The organism is Streptomyces sp. NPDC002784, from assembly GCF_053592135.1.
The window spans coordinates 878,346-899,490 of the sequence record NZ_JBSFVD010000001.1; the positions used below are offsets into that span (position 1 = coordinate 878,346).

At 71.0% G+C, this 21,145-nt stretch carries 21 protein-coding genes; 8 read left to right on the forward strand and 13 right to left on the reverse strand.

The window, feature by feature from the left end:
• Nucleotides 1-69 precede the first annotated feature (69 nt).
• The gene (locus ACWD1Z_RS04080) at nucleotides 70-4,749 is read left to right on the forward strand and encodes an FtsK/SpoIIIE domain-containing protein (RefSeq protein ID WP_451115271.1); all 4,680 of its coding nucleotides are present in this window, start codon (nucleotides 70-72) and stop codon (nucleotides 4,747-4,749) included.
• 3 nt (nucleotides 4,750-4,752) lie between these two features.
• Here ACWD1Z_RS04080 and ACWD1Z_RS04085 read toward each other — a convergent pair whose 3' ends face one another.
• Both ACWD1Z_RS04085 and ACWD1Z_RS04090 read right to left on the reverse strand, forming a co-directional pair.
• Complete coding sequence (locus tag ACWD1Z_RS04085; RefSeq protein WP_451115273.1) at nucleotides 4,753-6,477, reverse strand: protein kinase domain-containing protein; 1,725 nt, start codon at nucleotides 6,475-6,477, stop codon at nucleotides 4,753-4,755.
• A gap of 56 nt (nucleotides 6,478-6,533) precedes the next feature.
• Nucleotides 6,534-7,382, reverse strand: a complete 849-nt coding sequence (locus tag ACWD1Z_RS04090; RefSeq protein ID WP_451115275.1) for a menaquinone biosynthetic enzyme MqnA/MqnD family protein — start codon at nucleotides 7,380-7,382, stop codon at nucleotides 6,534-6,536.
• A 285-nt stretch (nucleotides 7,383-7,667) separates the two neighbouring features.
• On the opposite strand from ACWD1Z_RS04090, the gene ACWD1Z_RS04095 reads away from it, so the two are divergent.
• The gene (locus ACWD1Z_RS04095) at nucleotides 7,668-7,871 is read left to right on the forward strand and encodes a cold-shock protein (RefSeq protein WP_003992177.1); all 204 of its coding nucleotides are present in this window, start codon (nucleotides 7,668-7,670) and stop codon (nucleotides 7,869-7,871) included.
• Nucleotides 7,872-7,962: 91 nt separating this feature from the next.
• Here the strand turns inward: ACWD1Z_RS04095 and ACWD1Z_RS04100 are convergent, their stop codons facing one another.
• Nucleotides 7,963-8,529: a helix-turn-helix domain-containing protein gene (locus ACWD1Z_RS04100; protein ID WP_451115465.1), complete on the reverse strand. Its 567-nt coding sequence runs from the start codon at nucleotides 8,527-8,529 to the stop codon at nucleotides 7,963-7,965.
• 69 nt (nucleotides 8,530-8,598) lie between these two features.
• Here ACWD1Z_RS04100 and ACWD1Z_RS04105 point away from each other — a divergent pair, with 69 nt between their 5' ends.
• Together ACWD1Z_RS04105 and ACWD1Z_RS04110 are read left to right on the forward strand one after the other, a co-directional pair.
• Nucleotides 8,599-9,294, forward strand: coding sequence for an AzlC family ABC transporter permease (locus tag ACWD1Z_RS04105; RefSeq protein WP_451115277.1), 696 nt, complete (start codon nucleotides 8,599-8,601; stop codon nucleotides 9,292-9,294).
• Nucleotides 9,291-9,605 carry an AzlD domain-containing protein gene (locus tag ACWD1Z_RS04110; protein WP_451115279.1) on the forward strand — a complete coding sequence of 105 codons (315 nt, stop codon included), beginning with the start codon at nucleotides 9,291-9,293 and terminating at the stop codon, nucleotides 9,603-9,605. The genes ACWD1Z_RS04105 and ACWD1Z_RS04110 overlap by 4 nt, the downstream gene beginning before the upstream one ends.
• Nucleotides 9,606-9,726: 121 nt before the next feature.
• Here the strand turns inward: ACWD1Z_RS04110 and ACWD1Z_RS04115 are convergent, their stop codons facing one another.
• Genes ACWD1Z_RS04115 through ACWD1Z_RS04125 form a run of 3 tightly spaced genes read right to left on the reverse strand, consistent with a single transcriptional unit; the run spans nucleotide 9,727 to nucleotide 12,175 of the window.
• The gene (locus ACWD1Z_RS04115; protein WP_451115281.1) at nucleotides 9,727-10,518 is read right to left on the reverse strand and encodes an ABC transporter permease; all 792 of its coding nucleotides are present in this window, start codon (nucleotides 10,516-10,518) and stop codon (nucleotides 9,727-9,729) included.
• Nucleotides 10,515-11,474, reverse strand: a complete 960-nt coding sequence (locus ACWD1Z_RS04120) for an ATP-binding cassette domain-containing protein (RefSeq protein WP_451115282.1) — start codon at nucleotides 11,472-11,474, stop codon at nucleotides 10,515-10,517. The genes ACWD1Z_RS04115 and ACWD1Z_RS04120 overlap by 4 nt, the downstream gene beginning before the upstream one ends.
• Before the next feature lie 29 nt (nucleotides 11,475-11,503).
• Nucleotides 11,504-12,175 carry a DUF4097 family beta strand repeat-containing protein gene (locus ACWD1Z_RS04125; protein ID WP_451115284.1) on the reverse strand — a complete coding sequence of 224 codons (672 nt, stop codon included), beginning with the start codon at nucleotides 12,173-12,175 and terminating at the stop codon, nucleotides 11,504-11,506.
• A 244-nt stretch (nucleotides 12,176-12,419) separates the two neighbouring features.
• On the opposite strand from ACWD1Z_RS04125, the gene ACWD1Z_RS04130 reads away from it, so the two are divergent.
• A complete protein-coding gene (locus ACWD1Z_RS04130) occupies nucleotides 12,420-13,160 on the forward strand; it encodes a helix-turn-helix domain-containing protein (protein ID WP_451115286.1) in 741 nt (246 codons plus the stop codon).
• A 10-nt stretch (nucleotides 13,161-13,170) separates the two neighbouring features.
• On the opposite strand, the gene ACWD1Z_RS04135 is transcribed toward ACWD1Z_RS04130, so the two are convergent.
• Nucleotides 13,171-13,593 (reverse strand): ATP-binding protein, encoded by a 423-nt coding sequence (locus tag ACWD1Z_RS04135; protein WP_451115288.1) that lies wholly within the window; start codon nucleotides 13,591-13,593, stop codon nucleotides 13,171-13,173.
• Between the two features lie 187 nt (nucleotides 13,594-13,780).
• Between ACWD1Z_RS04135 and ACWD1Z_RS04140 the strand changes: the two genes are divergently transcribed.
• Entirely contained in the window at nucleotides 13,781-14,563 is a 783-nt protein-coding gene (locus ACWD1Z_RS04140; protein WP_451115467.1) for a helix-turn-helix domain-containing protein, read from the forward strand.
• Entirely contained in the window at nucleotides 14,560-14,751 is a 192-nt protein-coding gene (locus ACWD1Z_RS04145; RefSeq protein ID WP_451115289.1) for a DUF397 domain-containing protein, read from the forward strand. The genes ACWD1Z_RS04140 and ACWD1Z_RS04145 overlap by 4 nt, the downstream gene beginning before the upstream one ends.
• A 3-nt stretch (nucleotides 14,752-14,754) precedes the next feature.
• On the opposite strand, the gene ACWD1Z_RS04150 is transcribed toward ACWD1Z_RS04145, so the two are convergent.
• Nucleotides 14,755-16,683, reverse strand: coding sequence for an AMP-dependent synthetase/ligase (locus ACWD1Z_RS04150; protein WP_451115291.1), 1,929 nt, complete (start codon nucleotides 16,681-16,683; stop codon nucleotides 14,755-14,757).
• A gap of 253 nt (nucleotides 16,684-16,936) precedes the next feature.
• Here ACWD1Z_RS04150 and ACWD1Z_RS04155 point away from each other — a divergent pair, with 253 nt between their 5' ends.
• Entirely contained in the window at nucleotides 16,937-17,725 is a 789-nt protein-coding gene (locus tag ACWD1Z_RS04155) for a MaoC family dehydratase (protein WP_451115292.1), read from the forward strand.
• Here the strand turns inward: ACWD1Z_RS04155 and ACWD1Z_RS04160 are convergent.
• The 5 genes from ACWD1Z_RS04160 to ACWD1Z_RS04180 form a co-directional block, all read right to left on the reverse strand.
• Entirely contained in the window at nucleotides 17,718-18,362 is a 645-nt protein-coding gene (locus tag ACWD1Z_RS04160; protein WP_451115294.1) for a TetR/AcrR family transcriptional regulator, read from the reverse strand. The two genes, ACWD1Z_RS04155 and ACWD1Z_RS04160, sit on opposite strands and share 8 nt — an antisense overlap.
• Before the next feature lie 9 nt (nucleotides 18,363-18,371).
• Nucleotides 18,372-18,671, reverse strand: coding sequence for a DUF4229 domain-containing protein (locus ACWD1Z_RS04165; protein WP_389415542.1), 300 nt, complete (start codon nucleotides 18,669-18,671; stop codon nucleotides 18,372-18,374).
• An 86-nt stretch (nucleotides 18,672-18,757) separates the two neighbouring features.
• Nucleotides 18,758-19,282 carry an N-acetyltransferase family protein gene (locus tag ACWD1Z_RS04170; RefSeq protein WP_451115296.1) on the reverse strand — a complete coding sequence of 175 codons (525 nt, stop codon included), beginning with the start codon at nucleotides 19,280-19,282 and terminating at the stop codon, nucleotides 18,758-18,760.
• A 127-nt stretch (nucleotides 19,283-19,409) separates the two neighbouring features.
• On the reverse strand, nucleotides 19,410-20,573 hold the full coding sequence (gene mqnE, locus ACWD1Z_RS04175; RefSeq protein WP_389415543.1) for an aminofutalosine synthase MqnE: 1,164 nt from the start codon (nucleotides 20,571-20,573) through the stop codon (nucleotides 19,410-19,412).
• Nucleotides 20,574-20,655: 82 nt separating this feature from the next.
• A complete protein-coding gene (locus ACWD1Z_RS04180; protein ID WP_250070821.1) occupies nucleotides 20,656-21,111 on the reverse strand; it encodes an Lrp/AsnC family transcriptional regulator in 456 nt (151 codons plus the stop codon).
• Nucleotides 21,112-21,145 lie beyond the last annotated feature (34 nt).

A 21,145-nucleotide genomic window follows, 5' to 3' on the forward strand; every position in this document is an offset into this window, starting at 1 on the left:
ATATCGTCGCTTCGAACTGTGGCCGGCGTTGCGGAAGCGGTCACAGGGGCATCGGGGAGGACAAGAGACGTGCGCCTGACTCTGACCGTCGTCGACCCGTTCGGCGGGGGCACCGCCGACGTCGTGCTCGATGCCGATCCTGAGTCCACCATGGGGGACATCGCCCAGGAACTGGCCAGGCAGGTCGGGCACTCCGGGGCTCAGGTCATTCCCATCGGACAGCAGCCCCACCATGTCCCCGGCAACAACGCCCCCCTTCTCTACGTCGACGGATACGCCGTCGACCCCTCCGCCACCGTCCTCAACTCGCCCCTGCGCGAAGGCGCCGTCGTCAGTCTCCAGGACCCGTCCGGGTGCCTGCCCGGGGAACCCACCGGGCTCGTGGAGCTGCGCATCGTCGGCGGGCCCGTCGCCGGGTACGTGCACCGGCTCGGTGTCGGGCGGTACGACATCGGCAGCGGGCCGGCCAGTCACATCCGTATCGACGACCCCGAACTCGACGCCCGCGCCCTCACCCTCTCCGTCGCCACCGACGGCACCTGCCGGTTCAAGGTCCACGGTGACACCGACGGCGTCTCCCTCGACGGCACCCCCATCGACGACATCCTCGACCCCAAGGACGACAAGGCCCGCGAAAAGGGGAAGAAGAAGGAAAAGAAGAAGCGGGGTCGCCCGGCCGGCGCAGACGCCTCCGCCGTCGCTCCTCCCCCCGACCCCGACCTGTGGCAGCTCGGATCCCAGATCGCCATCGGCAACTCCCTGGTCGAGCTGGCTCGTTACTCCCCTCCCAACGCCGCCCTGAAGTGGTCCGAGGACGGCGTCGGCCTCGACTACAACCGGCCCCCGCGTCTGCGGCCCCCGGAGCGGCAGACCCGGTTCCGGCTGCCGTCGCCGCCGCGTGAGTACGAAGCCCGGCCGCTGCCCTGGCTCATGGCGCTGACGCCGCTCGTCGGGGCCGTCGTCGCCGTGCTGATCTTCCAGCGCTGGTACTACCTGATCATGGCGGCGCTCAGCCCCTTCCTCCTCTTCGCGAACTACTACAACGACAAGAAGCACGGCAGGAAGTCGCACGCGAAGCAGGTCAAGGAGTACGAGGAGCAGAAGGCGCGGATCGAGCAGGACGCCCAGGACGCCCTCGTCGCCGAGCGCGACGACCGGCGCCAGGCCATTCCCGATCCGGCGACGGTCCTGTCGCTGGGGACCGGACCCCGCACCCGGCTCTGGGAGCGGCGGCGCACCGACCGCGATCACCTTCTTCTCCGCGTCGGCACCGGGCAGTTGCCGTCCGAGGTCGTGCTCGACGACCCGGAGCAGGACGACCACAAGCGCGAGGTCACCTGGACCATCGAGGACGCGCCCGTGGCGCTGAACCTGCGCGGCCTCGGGGTCATCGGCATGGCCGGGCCCGGCGACTCCGCGCGGGCGATGGGGCGTTGGGCCGTCGCCCAGTTCGCCGCCCTGCACAGCCCGATGGACGTGCAGTTCTACGTCCTGTCCGAGCACTCCGCCCAGGGCAGCTGGGACTGGATGCGCTGGCTGCCGCACTCCAGGCCGTCCGGCGGGCAGGACGTCAACGTGCTCATCGGCACCGACGCCGAGACCGTCGGCGCCCGGATCGGTGAGCTGACGCAGATCCTCGACGCGCGCAAGAAGGCCGCCGAGCAGAACCGGAGCCAGGGCAGCACCTTCACCGACCCGGACATCGTCGTCGTATGGGACGGGTCGCGGCGGCTGCGGTCGCTGCCGGGTGTCGTACGGCTGCTGCGCGAGGGGCCGTCCGTGTCCATGTACGCGCTCTGCCTCGACGCCGAGGAGCGGTTCCTGCCCGGCGAGTGCCAGGCGTTCGTCGTGGCGGAGCCCAAGGCCGAGGAGGGCCGGCAGCGGCAGGAGAGCGTCCAGCAGGCGGCCCGGCCCGCGGGGGGCTTCCCGTCCTTCCAGGCGTGGCATCAAAGCGCCCCCGAGCCCGGCGGGCCCGGCGCCCAGCAGCCCGACAAGCTGCGGCTCAGGGTCGAGGAGGCGGGGGCCGAGCGGCGCAAGGACGTACGGCCCGACTTCGTCTCCGCCGCCTGGTGTCTGCGGCTCGCCCGGTCCCTGTCCTCGCTGCGGGACATCAGCGGGGAGACGGAGGACTCGGCGCTGCCCGGTTCCAGCCGGCTGCTCGACGTGCTGCAGCTGGAGCCGCCGACCAGCGACGCCATCGTGGCGCGCTGGCGGATGGGCGGGCAGTCGACGCTCGCCGTCATCGGTGAGTCGTACGACGGTCCCTTCGGCATCGACATCCGCAAGGACGGGCCGCACGGTCTCATCGCCGGTACGACCGGTTCGGGCAAGTCGGAGCTGCTGCAGACCATCGTCGCGGCCCTCGCCGTGGCGAACACGCCCGAGAACATGACCTTCGTGCTCGTCGACTACAAGGGCGGCGCGGCGTTCAAGGACTGCGTCCATCTCCCGCACACCGTCGGCATGGTGACCGACCTCGACGCCCATCTCGTGGAGCGGGCGCTGGAGTCGCTGGGTGCCGAGCTGCACCGGCGGGAGCACATCCTCGCCAAAGCCGATGCCAAGGACATCGAGGACTATCAGGATCTGGTGCGCAGGGATCCGTCCCACAAGCCCGTGCCCCGACTCCTCATCGTCATCGACGAGTTCGCCTCGATGGTGCGCGACCTGCCCGACTTCGTCACCGGTCTGGTCAACATCGCCCAGCGAGGGCGGTCCCTCGGCATCCACCTCCTCCTCGCCACGCAGCGACCCTCGGGTGTCGTGTCGCCCGAGATCCGGGCCAACACCAACCTCCGCATCGCGCTGCGCGTGACGGACGGCGGCGAGTCGACCGACGTCATCGACTCCCCCGAGGCCGGGCACATCTCCAAGAGCACGCCGGGCCGGGCGTACGTCCGGCTCGGGCACGCCTCCCTGGTGCCGTTCCAGTCGGGCCGGGTGGGTGGCCGCCGGCCCGGCGCCGCGGACCCCGCGGTCCTCATGCCGTGGGTGTCGCCGCTGACCTGGGAGGACCTGGGGCGGGCCGCGCTGACCAAGCCGAAGGCCGAGTCGCGCGAGGACGAGGAGATCACCGACCTCAAGGTGCTCGTGGACGAGATCCGCCGGGCCAATCAGTCGCTGGGCATCCCTCCGCAGCACAGCCCCTGGCTGCCCGCCCTCGACGAGACGCTGCTGCTGGACGCGATCCCGGCACCGGCCTTCACCCCGGCCGCCGGCAAGCTGCCGCCCGCGGTGTACGGCGTCGAGGACCTGCCCGCGCTCCAGGCGCGCCGCCCGGTCGCCGTGGACTTCGCGAGCTTCGGGCATCTGATGATCGGCGGTGCGCCGCGCAGCGGCCGTTCGCAGGTGCTGCGGACCATCGCGGGTTCCATCGCCCGTACGCACTCGGTGGCCGATGTGCACCTGTACGGCATCGACTGCGGCAACGGCGCGCTGAACGCGCTGACCCGGCTGCCGCACTGCGGGGCGGTGGTCAGCCGTAACCAGACCGAGCGGGTGGTCCGGCTCGTCAACCGGCTCAAGGGCGAAATGGACCGCCGCCAGGGGGTGTTGGCGGACAAGGGCTTCGCCGACATCGGTGAGCAGCGGGCCGCGGTGGCGGAGGACGAGCGGCTGCCGCACATCGTCGTGCTGCTGGACCGCTGGGAGGGCTGGGTGCCCACGCTCGGCGAGGTCGATCACGGGGCGCTGACGGACGATCTGCAGACGATGATGCGGGAGGGCGCGAGCGTCGGCATCCATCTGGTCCTCACCGGTGACCGGACGCTGCTGGTGGGCCGTATCGCCACGCTCACCGAGGACAAGTACGGTCTGCGGCTGGCCGACCGCAGCGACTTCTCCACGCTCGGCATCCCGGCGCGCAAGGTGCCCGAGGAGATCCCGCCGGGCCGCGCCTTCAAGAACGAGGCCGGTACGGAGACGCAGTTCGCGCTGCTCGCCGAGGACACCACCGGACAGGGGCAGGCGGCGGCGCTGGCGGCGATCGGCGAGGCGGCGACCGCCCGCGACGCCGAAGTACCGCGCGCCCGGCGGCCGTTCCGGGTGGACAGCCTGCCGAGCCGGATCTCCTTCCCCGAGGCGTGGGAGCTGCGCGACCCGGACGTCTCGGGCTCCAAGCTGTACGCGCTGGCCGGTATCGGTGGCGACGAGATCATCGGCTTCGGCCCCGATCTCGCGCGGGGCGTGCCGTCGTTCGTCATCGCGGGCCCGGCGAAGTCCGGTCGCTCGACGGTGCTGATGAACTTCGCGCAGTCGTTCCTGACGCAGGGCGCACGGCTCGTCGTGGCCGCGCCGCGTCAGTCGCCGGTCCGCCAACTGGACGGTGTGGAGGGCGTGCTGAAGGTCTTCACCGGTGACGACATCGACGAGGACGAGTTCGAGGAGCTCATCGACGGCGCGGAGCCGTCGGTGGAGAACCCGGTGGTCGTCCTGATCGACGACGGCGAGATCCTGGAGGACTGCGACGCCGCGAGCCAGATGAAGAAGATCGTCTCGCGTGGTGCCGAGCGCGGGCTGGCGCTCGTCATCGCCGGTGACGAGGAGGACGTGTGCAGCGGCTTCTCCGGCTGGCAGGTCGACGCCAAGAAGGCCCGCCGCGGCATCCTGCTCTCCCCGCAGGAGTCCTCCAGCGGTGATCTGATCGGCTTCCGCCTGAACCGCGGCATGGTCGGCGGGCCCGCGGTGCCGGGCAAGGGCATGCTGCACCTGGGCGACGGCGAGCTGCGCACGGTGGTCATCCCCGGATGACGGCTACCCGGTCTTCGACAGCCGTGCCGTCGGCTTCCCCGACTCCGCGCTGTCCGAGGCGTAGTCGAGGTCGTCGCCGACGGGGGTGAGGGTGACCGTCGTCGGCGCCGGGTTGCAGCCCTTGTGGTTGGACTCGGCACCCACGGAGGTCGCCACGAGCCGCTCGGCGCTGACGCTCTTCAGGGTCAGTACGTCATTGCAGACGCCGCCGAGCACATCCGTCTGGCGGAGTTCGCCCAGCTTCTCGCCCGGCTCGGCCCGGTGCACGGTGAGCCGGAAGGCGCCGAGGGGGAGCTTGCCGTCGAGGGCGACGCCCTGGCCCTCCCAGGTGCCGAGGTAGGCCGTCAGGGCGTCGGGGGCGGCCGACGCGGAGCCGGAGGCGCCGGGCGGTGCCTGGGAGTAGGACGAGCCGGCGTCCGAACCGCCCGCGTCGTCCGGGGAGTTGCCGGGGAGCAGGTCGAGCACGAACACCGACCCGACGGTCACGGCGGCCAGCGCGCCGGCGACGGCCAGCGCGACCGTGCAGCTCATACGGCGTCCCCGGCCGCCGTCGCCCGGTACCGAGGTCGCCGCGACGGAGACCGACAGCTTGCCGGGCCGCGGCGCCGTGCCGGGCTCGGCGTCCCGCGGCTCGGGCACCGCGACGGAAGGCGTCGAACCGGCAGGCATCGCGGTGGCAGGCGCCAAAGAGGCAGGCATCGCAGAGGCAGGCATGACCGGGGGCGGCCCGAACTCCCCTACGGCGGGACTGCCGAAGTCCCCCACGGCGGGACTGCTGAACGCCACCGGCCCCGAGACCCCGCCCCCACCACCCCCGCCCTCACCCCCACCCGTCGCCTCCAGGTTCAGCACCTGCACCGCGCTGCGGCTGACCCGCTCGACCAGGACCCCGGGCAGCCACCCGGCCGCCACCAGCCGTGCCGCGCCCTCCGGGGCCAGCCGCCGGGCCAGCTCGGCCGGGGCGGGACGGCCCGCGGGGTTCTTGTCCAGGCACGCCTCCACCACCTCCCGCAACTCACCCTCCAGCGAGCCGAGTTCGGGCTCCTCGTGCACGACCCGGTAGAGCAGCGCCGCCGAGGAGTCGCCGGGGAAGGGCTGTGCCCCCGTCGCCGCGTACGCCAGCACCGCGCCCAGGGAGAAGACGTCCGCCGCGCCGGTGACGTTCTTGCCGAGGATCTGCTCGGGCGCCATGTAGCCGGGGGAGCCGATGGAGACGCCGGTGGAGGTGAGGGAGGCGGTGCCGTCGATGGCGCGGGCGATGCCGAAGTCGATCAGGGTGGGGCCGTCGACGGTGAGCAGGACGTTGGAGGGCTTGACGTCCCGGTGCACCAGGCCCAGCTCGTGCACGGCGGCCAGCGCCTCGGCAAGCCCCGCCCCCAGGACTCGCACGGTGTGGGCGGGCAGGGCGCCGGTGTCCGCGACCGCCGCCGACAGGGAGGGGCCCGCCGCGTACACGGTGGCGACCCAGGGGACCGGCGCCTCCGGGTCCGCGTCCAGGACGGGGGCCGTCCAGGCGCCGCCGACCCGGCGGGCGGCCTCGACCTCGCGGCGGAAGCGGGCGCGGAACTCCTCGTCGAGCGCGAAGTGCGGGTGCACGATCTTGACCGCGACGGTCCGGCCGCCCGCGCTGCGCCCCAGGTAGACGCGTCCCATCCCGCCGGAGCCGAGCCGGCCGAGCAGCCGGTAGGGCCCCACGACGCTGGGTTCCTCGACTCCGAGCGGCTGCATGGCGTCCCCCTCCCCCGCGTAGAACTCCCCCGTAGAACTCCCAGCAGGTTACGGCCTCAGGGCTGGAGCAGTTCCACCTTCACGTCGGCGGGGAAGCCGGTGGTCGGGCCGACGCGGCGGGCGAACTCGGCGACCGCCTGCAGCTGGGGGGCGCCGAAGCGGAAGTCGAGGGTGGTGAAGTACCGCTCCAGGATCCGCTCGTCGAAGGCCTCCCAGCGGGCGGCCTGTTCGGCGACCTTGCCGACCTCCTCCAGGGAGAGGTTGCGGGAGGCGAGGAACGCCTCGTGGACCTTGCGGGTGATCAGCGGCTCGCGCTCCAGGTAGTCGCGGCGGGCGGCCCAGACGGCGAAGACGAACGGCAGGCCGGTCCACTCCTTCCACAGCGCGCCGAGGTCGTACACGTCGAGGCCGAAGCGCGGGCCGTCGTGCAGGTTGGCCCGCAGGGCCGCGTCGCCGATCAGTACGGCCGCGTCCGCCTCCTGCATCATCAGGCTGAGGTCGGGCGGGCAGGTGTAGTAGTCGGGCTGTACGCCGTAGCGCTCGGCCAGCAGCAGTTGCGCGAGCCGGACCGAGGTGCGCGAGGTCGAGCCGAGGGCGACCCGGGCGCCGTCCAGCTTCTCCAGCGGGACCTGCGAGACGATCACGCACGACATCACCGGCCCGTCGCAGCCGACGGCGATGTCGGGGAAGGCGACCAGGTCGTCGGCGTTCTTGAGGAACTCGACCAGGGTGATGGGCCCGATGTCGAGGTCTCCCTGCACCAGCTGCTCGCTGAGCTTCTCCGGGGTGTCCTTCGTGAGCTCGAAGTCGAGGAGCGTGCCCGTTCTCGCGAGCCCCCAGTACAGGGGCAGGCAGTTCAGGAACTGGATGTGGCCGACACGCGGCCGGGTGCGAGAATTGTCCACATCGCGAGGCTAGACCCTCTGGGGTACGCTCCAGACTTCGGCCCCGACGTCAAGCGGTTTTCGGCCCTTCAAACGTTCGGGTGACGTGATCTTGACCTCTATTGCTTTCGGCTGCCCGCGTGCTAGGCTCGCCCGCAAGTTGCAGTTTGGTTTCCCTTGCAGTACAGAGCCTGCGGAGCATGTAACCGCAGGCTCTAGTCGTTTTCAGAAGTATGCAGTGCAGGCATTTGCTCTCACACTTGCAGGTTCTGGAGCAGGGCAACCCTTTGGGCCCAAGGAGGGCTTATGGCTACCGGAACCGTTAAGTGGTTCAACGCCGAAAAGGGCTTTGGCTTCATCGCCCAGGAGGGCGGCGGCCCCGACGTCTTCGTCCACTACTCCGCGATCAATGCGAGCGGCTTCCGTTCGCTGGAGGAGAACCAGCAGGTCTCCTTCGACGTGACCCAGGGCCCGAAGGGCCCGCAGGCGGAGAACGTCACCCCCGTCTGAGGCGATCCCCGCCTCTGATCCGGACCTGAGAGCAGTACCCAAGGAGCCCCGCGCCGTCAGGCGTCGGGGCTCCTGCCTTTTCCGGGGCCCGCTACACGTGCTGCATGACCAGGACGAACGTCGTGCCGGGGGCGAGGGCCTCATAGGAGTGGGGGACGTCCCCGCGGTACGACATGTAGTCGCCGGGGGCCAGTTCGACCTCCTCGCCCGCGGGACCGGCCTTCATCCTGCCGGTGCTCACGATCAGGTGCTCGACCGAGCCCGGGATGTGCGGCTCCGACTCCCGGGCCGGGCCCGGTTCGGCGCGCAGGTGGTAGATGTCACGGCGGGCGCCGGGTGGGCTGGCGGAGAGCAGGGTGGCGGCGTACGCGGCCTTCTCCGAGGCGACGGACGGGCCCTGGCCTGCGCGGATGACGTGGACGGGCGGGGCCGGGGGTTCCACCAGGGCGCTGAACGGCACGCCGAGTGCGACGCCGAGCGCCCACAGGGTCTCCACGCTCGGGTTTCCGCTGCCCGCCTCCAGCTGGGAGAGCGTGGATTTCGCGATGCCCGCGCGCTTGGCGAGTTCCGAGAGGGAGAGGCCGGCGCGGGTGCGTTCCCTGCGCAGGGAGGCGGCGATCCAGTCCAGGGGGAGCCGTGGGGGTGGGGTGTCGGCCATCTGCGTTCGCTCCATCGGTACGATCGTTCGCCTTGACGGACGAGGGGTCTGCTGTCCATCGTAGTGAACATGCGTACGGTGTGGCGAACGGTGGGTGGGTCCCGTGGGTTGGTCCGGGACGCCTCGCTGGTGTGGGTGGCCAGTGGGGTGGTGGGGGTGTCCTTCGGGGCGATCTCCGTGGCGGGTGGGCTTCCGGTGTGGGTGCCGGTGGTGATGTCGGTGGTGGTGTACGCCGGGTCCGCGCAGTTCAGTGCGGTGGGGGTGTTGCTGGCGGGGGGCGGGCCGCTCGCGGCGGCGGCGACGGGGTTGCTGCTGAACACCCGGACCGCTGCCTTCAGTCTGGCGGTGGCGGACGTCCTGGCGAGCGGGGGCCGGTTCTCCCGCTTCCTCGGGGCGCATCTGGTGACCGACGAGACGGTGGCCTTCGCGCTGGCGCAGCCGGATCCGGGGCGGCGGCGGGCGGCCTTCTGGGTCTCCGGGGTGGGGCTGTTCGTGGTGTGGAACGTGGGGGTGCCGGCGGGGGCGGTGGCGGGTACGGCGCTGGGGGATACGGCGGTGTACGGGCTGGACGCGGCGTTCCCGGCGGTGCTGGTGGCTCTGGTGCTGCCTGTGCTGCGGGCGGATGCGCGGGTGCGGCGGTGTGCGGTGGTGGGGGCGGGGGTGACACTGGCGGTCTCGTCGGTGGTTCCGGCGGGTGTGCCGGTGCTGTTGGCGCTGGTGGGGCTGGCGCTGTACGGGCGCGGGCGGAAGGTCGGTTCGGCGTGAGTGCGACGGTGGGCTTGATCCTGGTGCTGGCGGTGGGGACGTACGCGTTTCGGCTGGCGGGGCCTGTGCTGCATGGGCGGGTGGAGTTGTCGGGGCGGGTGCGGGAGTTGTTGGCGGGCGGGGCGGTGGTGCTGTTGGTGGCGCTCCTGGCCACGGGGGCGTTGACGGAGGGCGGGGACTTCGCGGGCTGGGCCCGCCCGGCGGGGGCGCTGGCCGGAGGTGTACTGGCCTGGCGCCGGGCCCCGTTCGCGGTGGTGGTCCTGGGAGCGGCGGCCGTGGCGGCGGGGTTGCGCTGGCTGGGGGTGCCGTGACCGTCGGTCGGGGTCGAGGTGGGGGTGGGCACGCTCCCCCGCGCTGGCGGGGGGCCGCTGCGCCCACCCGTGCCGCCCCAGCGGCACGACTGCCCGCAGCTACGCGGGCTATGGGGTGCCCTTACTTCGGGTCCGCGTTGAAGCGGGCCGTGGACCAGCGGTAGCCCAGGACCGTCAAGGCTGTGCACCAGGCCAGGGTCAGCCAGCCGTTGATGCCGATTTCCGTGCCGAGCAGGAGGCCTCGGAGGGTTTCGATGGCCGGGGTGAAGGGCTGGTACTCGGCGATCGGCTGGAACCAGCCCGGCATCGCGTCCAGCGGAACGAACGTGCTGGAGAGCAGCGGCAGCAGGATCAGCGGCATGGCGTTGTTGCTCGCCGCCTCCGCGTTCGGGCTGACCAGCCCCATGCCCACCGCGATCCAGGTCAGTGCCGTGGCGAACAGGACGACGAGTCCGAACGCCGCCAGCCACTCCACCACCGTCGCGTCGGTGGAGCGGAAGCCGATCGCCACCGCCACCAGCCCGACCAGGACCACACTGGCCACGGCCTGGAGCACACTGCCGATCACATGGCCGATGATCACCGACCCCCGGTGGATCGCCATGGTCCGGAAGCGGGCGATGATGCCCTCGGTCATGTCGTTGGAGACGGAGACCGCCGTGCCGATCGTCGTGCTGCCGATGGTCATCAGCACCAGCCCCGGCACCACGAAGGCGATGTACGCGGCCCGGTCCGGCCCCCCGCCCCCGATCCCCGCGCTCATCGTGTCGCCGAAGATGTACACGAAGAGCAGCAACAGCATGATCGGAGTCAGCAGCAGGTTCAGGGTCAGCGACGGGTAGCGCCGGGCGTGCAGCAGGTTGCGGCGCAGCATCGTGGAGCAGTCGCGCACGGCGAGGGACACAGAGCTCATCGGACGTTCTCCTTCGGCTGGTTGGGGACGGTCGCGGCGCCGCCGGTCAGGGCGAAGAACACGTCGTCGAGGTCGGGGGTGTGCACGGTCAGCTCGTCGGCCTCCACGCCCGCCGCGTCGAGCCAGTCGAGGATGGCGCGCAGTTCGCGCTGGCTTCCGCCGCTGGCGATCTGCAGCGCCAGCGCCTCGTCGTCCCGCGTCGTCTCGTGCAGCGCGGACGCTGCGGCCCGGTAGGCGGCCGGGTCGGTGAAGCGGAGCCGTACGTGCCCGCCGGGGACCAGCCGCTTCAGTTCGTCGGCGCTTCCCTCCGCCGCGATCCCCCCGTCGTTCAGCACCGCGATCCGGTCGGCGAGTTCGTCCGCCTCCTCCAGGTACTGCGTGGTGAGGAAGACCGTGACCCCGCCCGTGACCAACTCCCGGATGATCTGCCACATGGTGTGCCGTGAACGGGGGTCCAGCCCCGTGGTCGGCTCGTCCAGGAAGATGATCCGCGGGCTGCCGACCAGCGTCATCGCGATGTCCAGGCGGCGCTTCATACCGCCGGAGTAGGTGGAGGCCGGCTTCTTCGCGGCCTCCACCAGGTCGAACCGCTCCAGCAGTTCGGCCGTCACCCGCCTGCCCTCGCTCCGGGGCAGGTGGTGCAGGTCCGCCATGAGGAGCATGTTCTCCTCGCCGGTGATCAGCCCGTCCACGGCGGAGAACTGACCGGTGACCCCGATGGCGGCCCGTACCGCCTGGGCCTCGGCGGCGAGATCGTGCCCGGCGACGCTCGCCCGGCCGCCGTCCGCCGAGATCAGGGTGGACAGGATCTTCACCGCCGTGGTCTTGCCCGCACCGTTCGGCCCGAGCAGGGCGAAGACCGTGCCTTCCGGTACGGCCAGGTCGATCCCGTCGAGGACCGTCTTGTCGCCGTAGGACTTCCGCAGTCCGTCCGCCGCGATCGCCAGGTTGGTCATGAGAGGGGCTCCTTCGAAGGCTCGGTGGCTCAGAGGCTGCGGGCGGTGATGTCGCCGTGGCTGGTGGTGGCGTGAAGGGCGAGGGGCGCGGCGGAACCGTCGTTGTTGTTCAGGGAGTTGTGGACGCGGCCGTAGGCGGTGCCGGCGTCGAGGGAGGCGGATACGCCGTGGGCGGCGCCGATCTCGATGTCGCCGTGCTGGGTGGCCAGGGTGACGGTGCCGGTGGTGGCTTCGGTGATGTGGATGTCGCCGCGCTGGGTGGTGATGTCGGCGGGGCCGGTGAGGCGGCCGACGGTGATGGTGGCGTCGTGGGCGGTGATGCGGGCCCCGGTGGTCTCGTCGAGCTTGACCGAGCGGTAGCCGCCGTCGAAGTCGACGTCTCCGAGGCGTCCGACCCCGCGCAGTTCGGCGGCGTCGGCCTTGGCCTGGACGTGGGAGCCGGCCGGGAGCTGGACGGTGACCTCGACGGAGCCGGTGTTGCCCAGGAGCCGGTGGGTCACCTCGGGGGCGGTGATGCGCAGGACGCCGTCCTCGTAGGCGACTTGGACCTGCTCGGCGGCCTTGATGTCGTGCTTCTCGGCGGCGCCGGCGGGGCGGATGTCGACGGTGGTGTCGGTGCGGTCGCCGGCGATGATCTGGATGCGTCCGGCGGGGATGTCCAGGACGGCGGTGATGGCGGCGGGGGTGGCGAAGGTCTGCATGGTGGCTCTCCTGGTTCAGGTGGCGGGCGTTCCGTCCGCCGTCGTTTCCGTTGATGGAAAGCTACGTTGCGTTCGAGATCCTGGCAACAACTTCGTTGCACGCAATCCCCATAACGCCAGGTAGATTGAGCGAAATCGTTGCAACAGGCCAACATCTAACGCAACGCACATCAACCCCAACCGTTGCAATGGCTAGGAAATGAACGCTATGCTGACCGCCTCAGGACCCATGAAGGAGACAGCGATGCCCGGAGGCAGGCTCACCCAGCAGGAACGTCAGCAGATCGCGCTGGGACTGGCCGACGGCCTCGCCTACGCGGAGATCGCCCGGCGCCTGGACCGCCCGACCTCGACCGTCACCCGCGAGGTCATGCGCAACGGCGGCCCCACCGGCTACCGCGCCGACCTCGCCCACCGCGCCACCGAACAGCGCGCCCACCGCCGCAAGCAGGCCGCCCCCCGGGACCCGAAGGCGCCCGCACCGGCCTACGGACGCGATCCCGAAGCGGTGCGGGAGTACGAGGAGGCGTTCACCACCCTCCTCATGGCACAGGGCCTGCCCAAGATGATGTCCCGGGTGCTGACCTGCCTCTTCACCACCGACGCGGGCAGTCTCACCGCCGCCGAACTCGTCCAGCGCCTCGACGTCAGCCCGGCGTCCGTCTCCAAGTCGGTGGCGTTTCTGGAGAACCAGGGCCTCATCCGCCGGGAGCGCGACGAACGCCGCCGCGAGCGCTACGTCGTCGACAACGACGTCTGGTTCCAGTCCATGATGGCCAGCGCCCGCGCCAGCTTCGACCTCGCCAAGACCGCACGGCAGGGTGTCGGCATCCTCGGCGCCGACACCCCGGCCGCAGTCCGCCTGGAGAACATCGCCCGCTTCGTCGACTTCGTCGGCGAGAGCATCGCCCGCGCCGCCGAACAGGCCCGCGACATACTGTATGCGGAGCCGCCCGCCCCGCCCTCGGACGACGCCAACTCCTAGTGGGCGAGCCTCACTTCGGGCCCGGACCGATCTCCGCCCACACCGTCTTTCCCACGTCCCGCTCCGCCACGCCCCAGGCCCTCGCCAGCAGCGTCACCAGGATCAGGCCCCGGCCGCCCTCGCCGTCCGTCTCCGTCACGTACCGCAGTTTCCGGTCGCCCCGCGCATCGCTCACCTCGATACGGAGAGTGCCCTCCGGAAACAGGAGCAGCCGCAGTTCGAAAGCGCGGCCGGGCACACGGCCGTGCGTGACGGCGTTGGCGGCCAGCTCCGCGACCAGGTGCTGCGCGGTGTCGCTGACCTCGCTGTCCGGGGCGTAACCCCACAGGGCCAGTTGCTGGGTGGTCAGGTGCCGGGCCAGCCGGGCGCCGCGCGGAGTGGCGCTGATGCGCTGGGCCAGTTCAGCAGTGGGGGTGGTGATTTCGGCGTTCACGTCACCGAGAGTGGCGGGTTCTCTCTACCCTGACCAGGAGGGACGGGACGACGCTGGGTATCTGTACGACTGCGCTGAGTGCGGTGTGCGGGTTGTCGTGAGAGAGGGTGCGGACGTGAGCAAACGGGGTCCTGAGACACCGGCGGAGGCGGACGGAACGACGGGGTTGTTCACGGCCGTGGGCAAGATGCTCCGACTGCTGCGAGAGCGGAAAGGGCTGACGCAGAAGGAGTTCGGGGCGCTGGTGGGATACGGCCCGGACGCGATCTCGGCGATCGAGCGGGGCGTACGGACGCCACAGCCGGATCTTTTGGAGAAGGCCGACGAAATCCTGGACGCCGGGGGCCTGTTGAAGGAGGTTATTCCGGAAGTACAGGCGGCGATGACAAAAGCGAGGACCCGGCACCCGGAGTGGTACCGGGACTACGCGGGGCTGGAAGCGGAGGCGGTCGAGCTCCACTTCTACGCCAACCACGGCGTGCCGGGTCTGTTGCAGAGCGAGGACTACGCACGGGCCGTGTTCGCGAAACGGCGGCCGTTCCTCGACGAGGAGACGATCGAGCGGCGGGTGGCGGACCGGCTCTCGCGGCAGCAGGTCTTCGAGCGTCGGCCTGCTCCGATCGTGAGCTATGTCCTCGAAGAGGTCCTGCTGGATCGGCCGATCGGGGGTCGGCGTGTGCACACGGACCAGCTTCGCCGCATGCTGCATGTGGGGCAGATGCAGAACGTCGAAATCCAGGTGATGCCGACCCGCGTGGAGGAACACCCCAATCTGGGCAGCGCGTTCAACCTGCTGACGCCAAAGGGCCACGGGCAGGTGGCGTACACGGAAGCGCAGGGGCACCCCCGGCTGGTCACCGATCCAGAAGAGGTCCGGAAGATCGCCGATCGCTATGGGATCATGCGAGCGATGGCGCTCTCCCCCTCGGAGACCCGCAAGTTGATCGAGAGCAAGCTGGAGGAGCTATGAACAAAGAGCAGCTCGCCTGGTTCAAGTCCAGCTACAGCGACGGCGAGGGCGGCGAATGCCTGGAGGTCGCCATAACCCCCACCACCATCCACCTCCGCGACTCCAAGACCCCCACCGGCCCCCGGCTGACCCTCTCCCCCGCCGCCTGGTCCGCCTTCCTCGCCTCGGACCACTGGCCGCAGCCCTGACGCTCAGCGCTCGTACAGCGCCTCGATCTCGGCCGCGAAGTCCCGCATGACCGCCGCCCGGCGCAGCTTCATCGACGGGGTGAGGTGGCCCGTGAACTCCGTGAAGTCCCTGGGCAGGATCGCGAACCGGCGGATCGACTCGGGGCGCGAGACCAGCTTGTTCGCCTCGTTCACCGCCCGCTGCACGACGGCCCGCAACTCCTGGTCGTCGACGAGGAGTTCGGCCGGTACCGGGTGGCGGCCGTTCATCCGGCGCCAGTGGTTCACGCCGTCGGTGTCGAGGGTGATCAGGGCGGTGACGTAGGGGCGGCGGTCGCCGAGGACCATGGCCTGCGAGATGAGCGGGTGGGAACGGAGCCAGTTCTCCAGCGGTGCCGGGGCCACGCTCTTGCCGCCGGCCGTGATCAGCAGCTCCTTCTTGCGGCCGGTGATGGTCAGATAGCCCTCGTCGTCCAGTTCGCCGATGTCACCGGTGGCGAGCCAGCCGTCCACCGCGGCCGGGACCACTCCCCCGGCGGCCGGGTCCCAGTAGCCGCGCAGCACCTGCTCGCCGGAGATCAGGATCTCGCCGTCGGCGGCGATCCGGACCCGGGTGCCGGGCAGCGGCCAGCCCACCGTGCCCAGGCGGGGCTTGAGGGGCGGGGTGACGGTGGCGGCGGCGGTCGTCTCGGTCAGGCCGTAGCCCTCGTAGATCTCGATGCCCGCACCGGCGTAGAACGCGGCGAGGCGGCGCCCGAGCGGGGAGCCGCCGCAGATCGCGTGGCGGACCCGGCCGCCCATGGCGTTGCGGATCCGGCGGTAGACGAGCGGGTCGTAGAAGGAACGGGCCATGCTCAGGGCGCGGCCCGGACCCGAGCCGGTGCCGTGCTGCTTGGCCTCCATGGCCTCGCCGTAGCGGCCCGCGACGGCGGCGGCCCGGTCGAACATGGTCAGCCGGCCGCCCGCCTCCGCCTTGGCGCGGGCGGAGTTGTAGACCTTCTCCAGCATGTAGGGGATGGCGAGCAGGCAGGTCGGGCGGAAGGCGGCGAGGTCCGCGAGGAGGTCCTCGGACTGGAGGCTCGGCGCGTGGCCGAGGCGTACCCGGGCGCGGACGCAGGCCACCGCGACCATGCGGCCGAAGACATGGGACATCGGCAGGAAGAGCAGGACCGAGATGTCCTCGTCGGATCTGGACTTGAAGACGGGGTAGAGCAGTTCGATGGCGTTGTCGACCTCGGCGAAGAAGTTGCCGTGGGTGAGCGCGCAGCCCTTGGGGCGGCCGGTGGTGCCGGAGGTGTAGATCAGGGTGGCCAGGGTGCTCGGGCCGAGCATGCCCCGGCGCACCTCGACCTCCTGGTCCGGTATCCGGCGGCCGGTCTCCGCGAGCCGTTCGACATGGCCCTTCTCCATCACCCACAAGTGCTGCAGGTCGGGGAGGCGTTCGCGCTCGGGGCCGAGGGCGGCGGCCTGTGCGACGGTCTCGGTGACCAGGGCGACGGCGCCGGAGTCCTGGAGGATCCAGCGGGTCTGGAAGACGGACGAGGTCGGATAGACGGGCACGGTCACCAGGCCGGCGGCCCAGGCGGCGAAGTCGAGCAGTGTCCACTCGTACGTCGTGCGCGCCATGACGGCGATCCGGTCGCCCGGCATCAGCCCCTCGGCGATCAGCCCCTTGGCCACGGCTAGCACCTGCGCGGCGAACCGCGTCGCCGTCACGTCGGCCCAACTGCCGTCCCGCGTCTTGCGGCTGAGCAGCACCTTGTCCGGCACCGCGAGGGCGTTGTCGAACGGCAGGTCGCCCAGTGAGCCGTGCGAGACGGGCGGCGCGAAGGGCGGTACGTACGCCTCCCGGACGGCTCCGTCCAGCCGCCGTGTCTCCGGCTCCACGAGGGTGGGGGCGGGGGCGTCGTCGAAGGCGGCGGACGCGGCGAAGGAAGGCAGTGGCGTGGACACGGGCGGCTCCTGGCACGGCGTTCGCGGACGGCTCCCTACGTGCGGAACGGGGTTACCGCCGGTTAGGAAGGAGATCGTACGGGGCTTACGTGTGGGGGCTGTGCGTGTTCGGGGAGGGCTCGGGGGCGGGGCTGTGCATCCTCGGGGGTTACGTGAGGGTCACTCCGGTTCGGGGCGTACAGAAGTGCTTACCTCCGGTAACCTTACTCCGAAGTAAGCAGCAGTCACGAGGGGAAGCAAGGTGGAAGCCGCCATGACCGTCGTTCTCGGTGCCCTGCTCTCACCCTTCAAACGGCCCCGCGCCGACGCCGACTTCCCGCGCGGCCGGCTGGTCCTGCCGGGCGTGCGCGTCGACCTCGCGCGGCTCGCCGCCTACGAGCGGGTGTGCGGCTTCGCCACCGGCGAGGACGCCCTGCCGCTCACCTACCCGCATGTGCTGGGCTTCCCGTCGGCCCTGCGGCTGATGAGCGGACGGGACTTCCCGCTGCCGCTGCTGGGACTCGTGCACACCTCGATCGAGATCACCCAGCGGGAACGGCTCGCGGCCCTTCAGGAGTACGAACTCACCGTGTACGTCGCCGGACTTGCCCCGCACCGGCGCGGCACGGAGGCGGCGGTGGTGACGGAACTCAGGGCCGGCGGGGCCGCCGTATGGGAGTCGCGCAGCACCTATCTCGCGCGGCACCGGACGGACACGCGCGCCGCACCGCGGCAGGAGCGGGCGCCGCTGCCCGCGGTCGCCGACTGGCGGCTCGGCGCGGACCTCGGACGGCGGTACGCCGCCGTCTCCGGCGACCGCAACCCCATCCACCTCCACCCGCTCACCGCCCGGCCGTTCGGCTTCCCCCGGCCCATCGCGCACGGGATGTGGACGGTGGCGCGCTGTCTGGCTGCCTACGGGGTTCCACCGGCGGCCCGGGTCACCGCGGAGTTCCGGGCGCCGGTGCCGCTGCCGGGGACGGTGACGTACGGGGCGGAGCCGGGGCGGTTCGAGGTGCGCGGCGGCGCGGGCCGCGTGCACCTGGCGGGGACGGTCAGCTGACCGGCGGCACCCAGGGGCGGCCGTCCATCATGTTGCCCAGTCCCGCCCAGGCGAAGTTCATCAGGGTCGCGGCGGCCTGGCGGGCGCTGACGCCGGGGGTGGCGTTGGCCCAGTCGGCGAGCGACTCGGCGGCGCCGACCAGGGCCTCGGCGAGCCCGGCGACCTCGTCCTCGGGGAGGTCCGGGTCGCGGTGGGCGGCGCGGGCGGCGGCGAGGATCAGCTGGGTGACGAACGCGACGATCTCCTCGCGCATCGCGGTCGCCTCGGCGGCGAACGCGTCGCCGTGGGTGCGGGCTTGGAAGTGCAGCACCGCCCAGCCGTCCGGGTTGCGGGCGGTGTGCGTGAAGAACGCCCGCAGGCCGTCCCAGAGTTGGCGGTCGGGGGGCGCGTCGGCGTCGACCCCGGCCCGTACGGCGGCGGTGAGCGCGCGCGCCTCGCGGCGGATGCAGGCGGTGAAGAGGTCTTCCTTGGAGTTCAGGTACAGGTAGACCAACGGTTTGGAGACACCGGCGAGTTCGGCGATCTCGTCCATCGAGGCGGCCATGTATCCGCGGCGCCCGAAGGTCCGTACGGCGGCGTCCAGCATCTGCTGTTCACGGACCGCACGCGGCATTCGCTTGGACTTGACTGCACCCATGGGGCAAGACTAGGACGTCTGCCCCTGCGCCCGAGCGGAGTCGTCGATGCCGTCCTCCTGGGAGCGGTTCGCCTCCAGGTTGGCCTTCACCCGGTCGACCCTCTGGACGATCTGCACGGAGGCGCGGTCCCGCTCCTTGCGCAGCACGACGAAGCTGATCGGGGCGGAGATCAGCAGGGCGAGCAGCACGACCCACATGCCGTTGGAGTCGCCGAGGCCGCGCGGGGCGACACCGGAGTAGACGAGGCCCCAGACGACCACGAGGCAGCCCGCGAAGATCCCGAGGCGCATCAGCGTGTAGCGGAGCATCTCAATCCAGTCTTCCGATTCCGACAAAGTCCCAAAGGTGCGACATCCAGTGAAGCATGTCCGGGGCGCGATCTTGGGGGCGGGGCTCAGTCGAGCGGCAGCAGCATGATCACGTCGTCGCGGCGGTCACCGGGGGCGACCTCGATGGCGTCCGGGATCCGGCCGACCTCCTTGTAGCCGCAGGAGCCGTAGAAGCGCTCCAGGCCCTGACCGCCGCGGCAGGTGAGCCGTACGGCGTCGATGCCGTCGAAACCGCGGGCCGCGCGCTCGGCGGCGGCGAGCAGGTCCCGGCCGTAGCCCTTGCCCTGGTGCCGGGGGTGCACCATCACCGTGTACAGCCACACCCAGTGCGTCATCAGCCGGTGCGTGTTGAAGGTGAAGAACGCGGTGGCGGCGACCTGTCCGTCCGGGTCGTGCCCGACGAGCAGGCGGGTGCGGCCCTCGGCCATCGCCGCGAAGTGCTTGAGCAGCTCGGGGCGTATCGCTTCGCGGGTCACCGGGGGCACGAAGCCGACGGAGCCGCCGGCGTTGGAGACGTCCGTCCACAGGTCGAGGACGCCGTCGCGGAGGGTGGGGCCGACGGCGGGGTCGAGGGTGAAGGTAAGGGCCACCTGCGCATCGTAACCATTACGCCGAGCATGTGTGGCGGATGCGGGCCGGTGGGGGCTGGTCGCGCAGTTCCCCGCGCCCCTGAGGTGGGAACCGGGGGAAGCCCGACCAGCCGTAACGGCCTCGCCCTCACACCCGCATCGGCTGGGGGGACTCCCTGCGGGCCGGGTCCGGGCCCTCGTACTCTCGGATGATCTCGTAGCGCGTGTTCCGCTCGACCGGGCGGAAGCCTGCGTCCCTGATCAGGTCCAGCAGGTCCTCGCGGGTGAGTTTGTTCGGCGTGCCGTAGTTGTCCGCGTCGTGGGTGATCTTGTACTCGACGACCGAGCCGTCCATGTCGTCAGCGCCGTGCTGCAGGGCCAGCTGCGCCGTCTGGACGCCGTGCATGACCCAGAAGACCTTGACGTGCGGCACGTTGTCGAACAGCAGCCGCGACACCGCGAACGTCTTCAGCGCCTCCGCGCCGGTCGCCATCTGGGTGCGCGCCTGGAGGCGGTTGCGGACCTTGCCGTCCTGCATGTCCACGAAGTCGTGCTGGTAGCGCAGCGGGATGAAGACCTGGAAGCCGCCGGTCTCGTCCTGCAGCTCGCGCAGCCGCAGCACATGGTCCACCCGGTGCCGGGGCTCCTCGATGTGGCCGTAGAGCATGGTGCTCGGGGTCTTCAGACCCTTCTCGTGCGCCAGGCGGTGGATCCGCGACCAGTCCTCCCAGTGCGTGCGGTGGTCCACGATGTGCTGGCGGACCTCCCAGTCGAAGATCTCCGCGCCGCCACCGGTCAGCGACTCCAGGCCCGCGTCGATCAGCTCGTCCAGGATCTCCGACGCCGACAGGCCCGAGATCGTCTCGAAGTGGTGGATCTCCGTCGCCGTGAAGGCCTTCAGGGACACGTGCGGCAGGGCGGCCTTCAGCTCCCGCAGCGAGCGCGGGTAGTAGCGCCACGGCAGGTTCGGGTGCAGGCCGTTGACGATGTGCAGCTCGGTCAGGTTCTCCGACTCCATCGCCTTGGCGAGCTTCACCGCCTCCTCGATGCGCATCGTGTACGCGTCCTTCTCCCCCGGCTTGCGCTGGAAGGAGCAGTAGGCGCAGGACGCCGTGCACACGTTGGTCATGTTGAGGTGACGGTTGACGTTGAAGTGGACCACGTCGCCGTTCTTGCGGGTCCGCACCTCGTGGGCGAGTCCGCCGAGCCAGGCGAGATCGTCCGACGCGTACAGCGCGATGCCGTCCTCGCGGGTCAGCCGCTCACCGGAGCGGACCTTCTCCTCCAGCTCGCGCTTGAGCCCGACGTCCATGCGTACACCTCTCCTAGACCGACGTGACAAACCTACTCCCCCACCCTTCGGGCGGGCGGTACCCCCATACGGCCCTGCGGGCCTACACCTCTTCGGGCAACTCACCCACCCGGTTCTCCCACTTCGTGGAGAGCACGATGGTGGTACGGGTCCGGGAGACGCCCTTGGTGCCGCTGAGCCGCCGGATGATCTTCTCCAGGCCGTCCACGTCGTTCGCCCGCACCTTGAGCATGTACGAGTCGTCGCCGGCGATGAACCAGCAGTCCTCGATCTCCGAGAGGTCCTTCATGCGCCGGGCCACGTCCTCGTGGTCGGCCGCGTCGGAGAGCGAGATGCCGATCAGGGCGGTGACGCCGAGGCCGAGGGAGGCGGCGTCGACCGTGGCGCGGTAGCCGGTGATGACCCCGGCCGCCTCCAGCCGGTTGATGCGGTCGGTGACACTGGGTCCCGACAGGCCGACGAGGCGCCCAAGCTCCGCGTAGGAGGCCCGGCCGTTCTCCCTCAGGGCCTGGATGAGCTGCCTGTCCACCGCGTCCATGCGATTCGAAGCCTTCCGCTGAATGATCCTGATC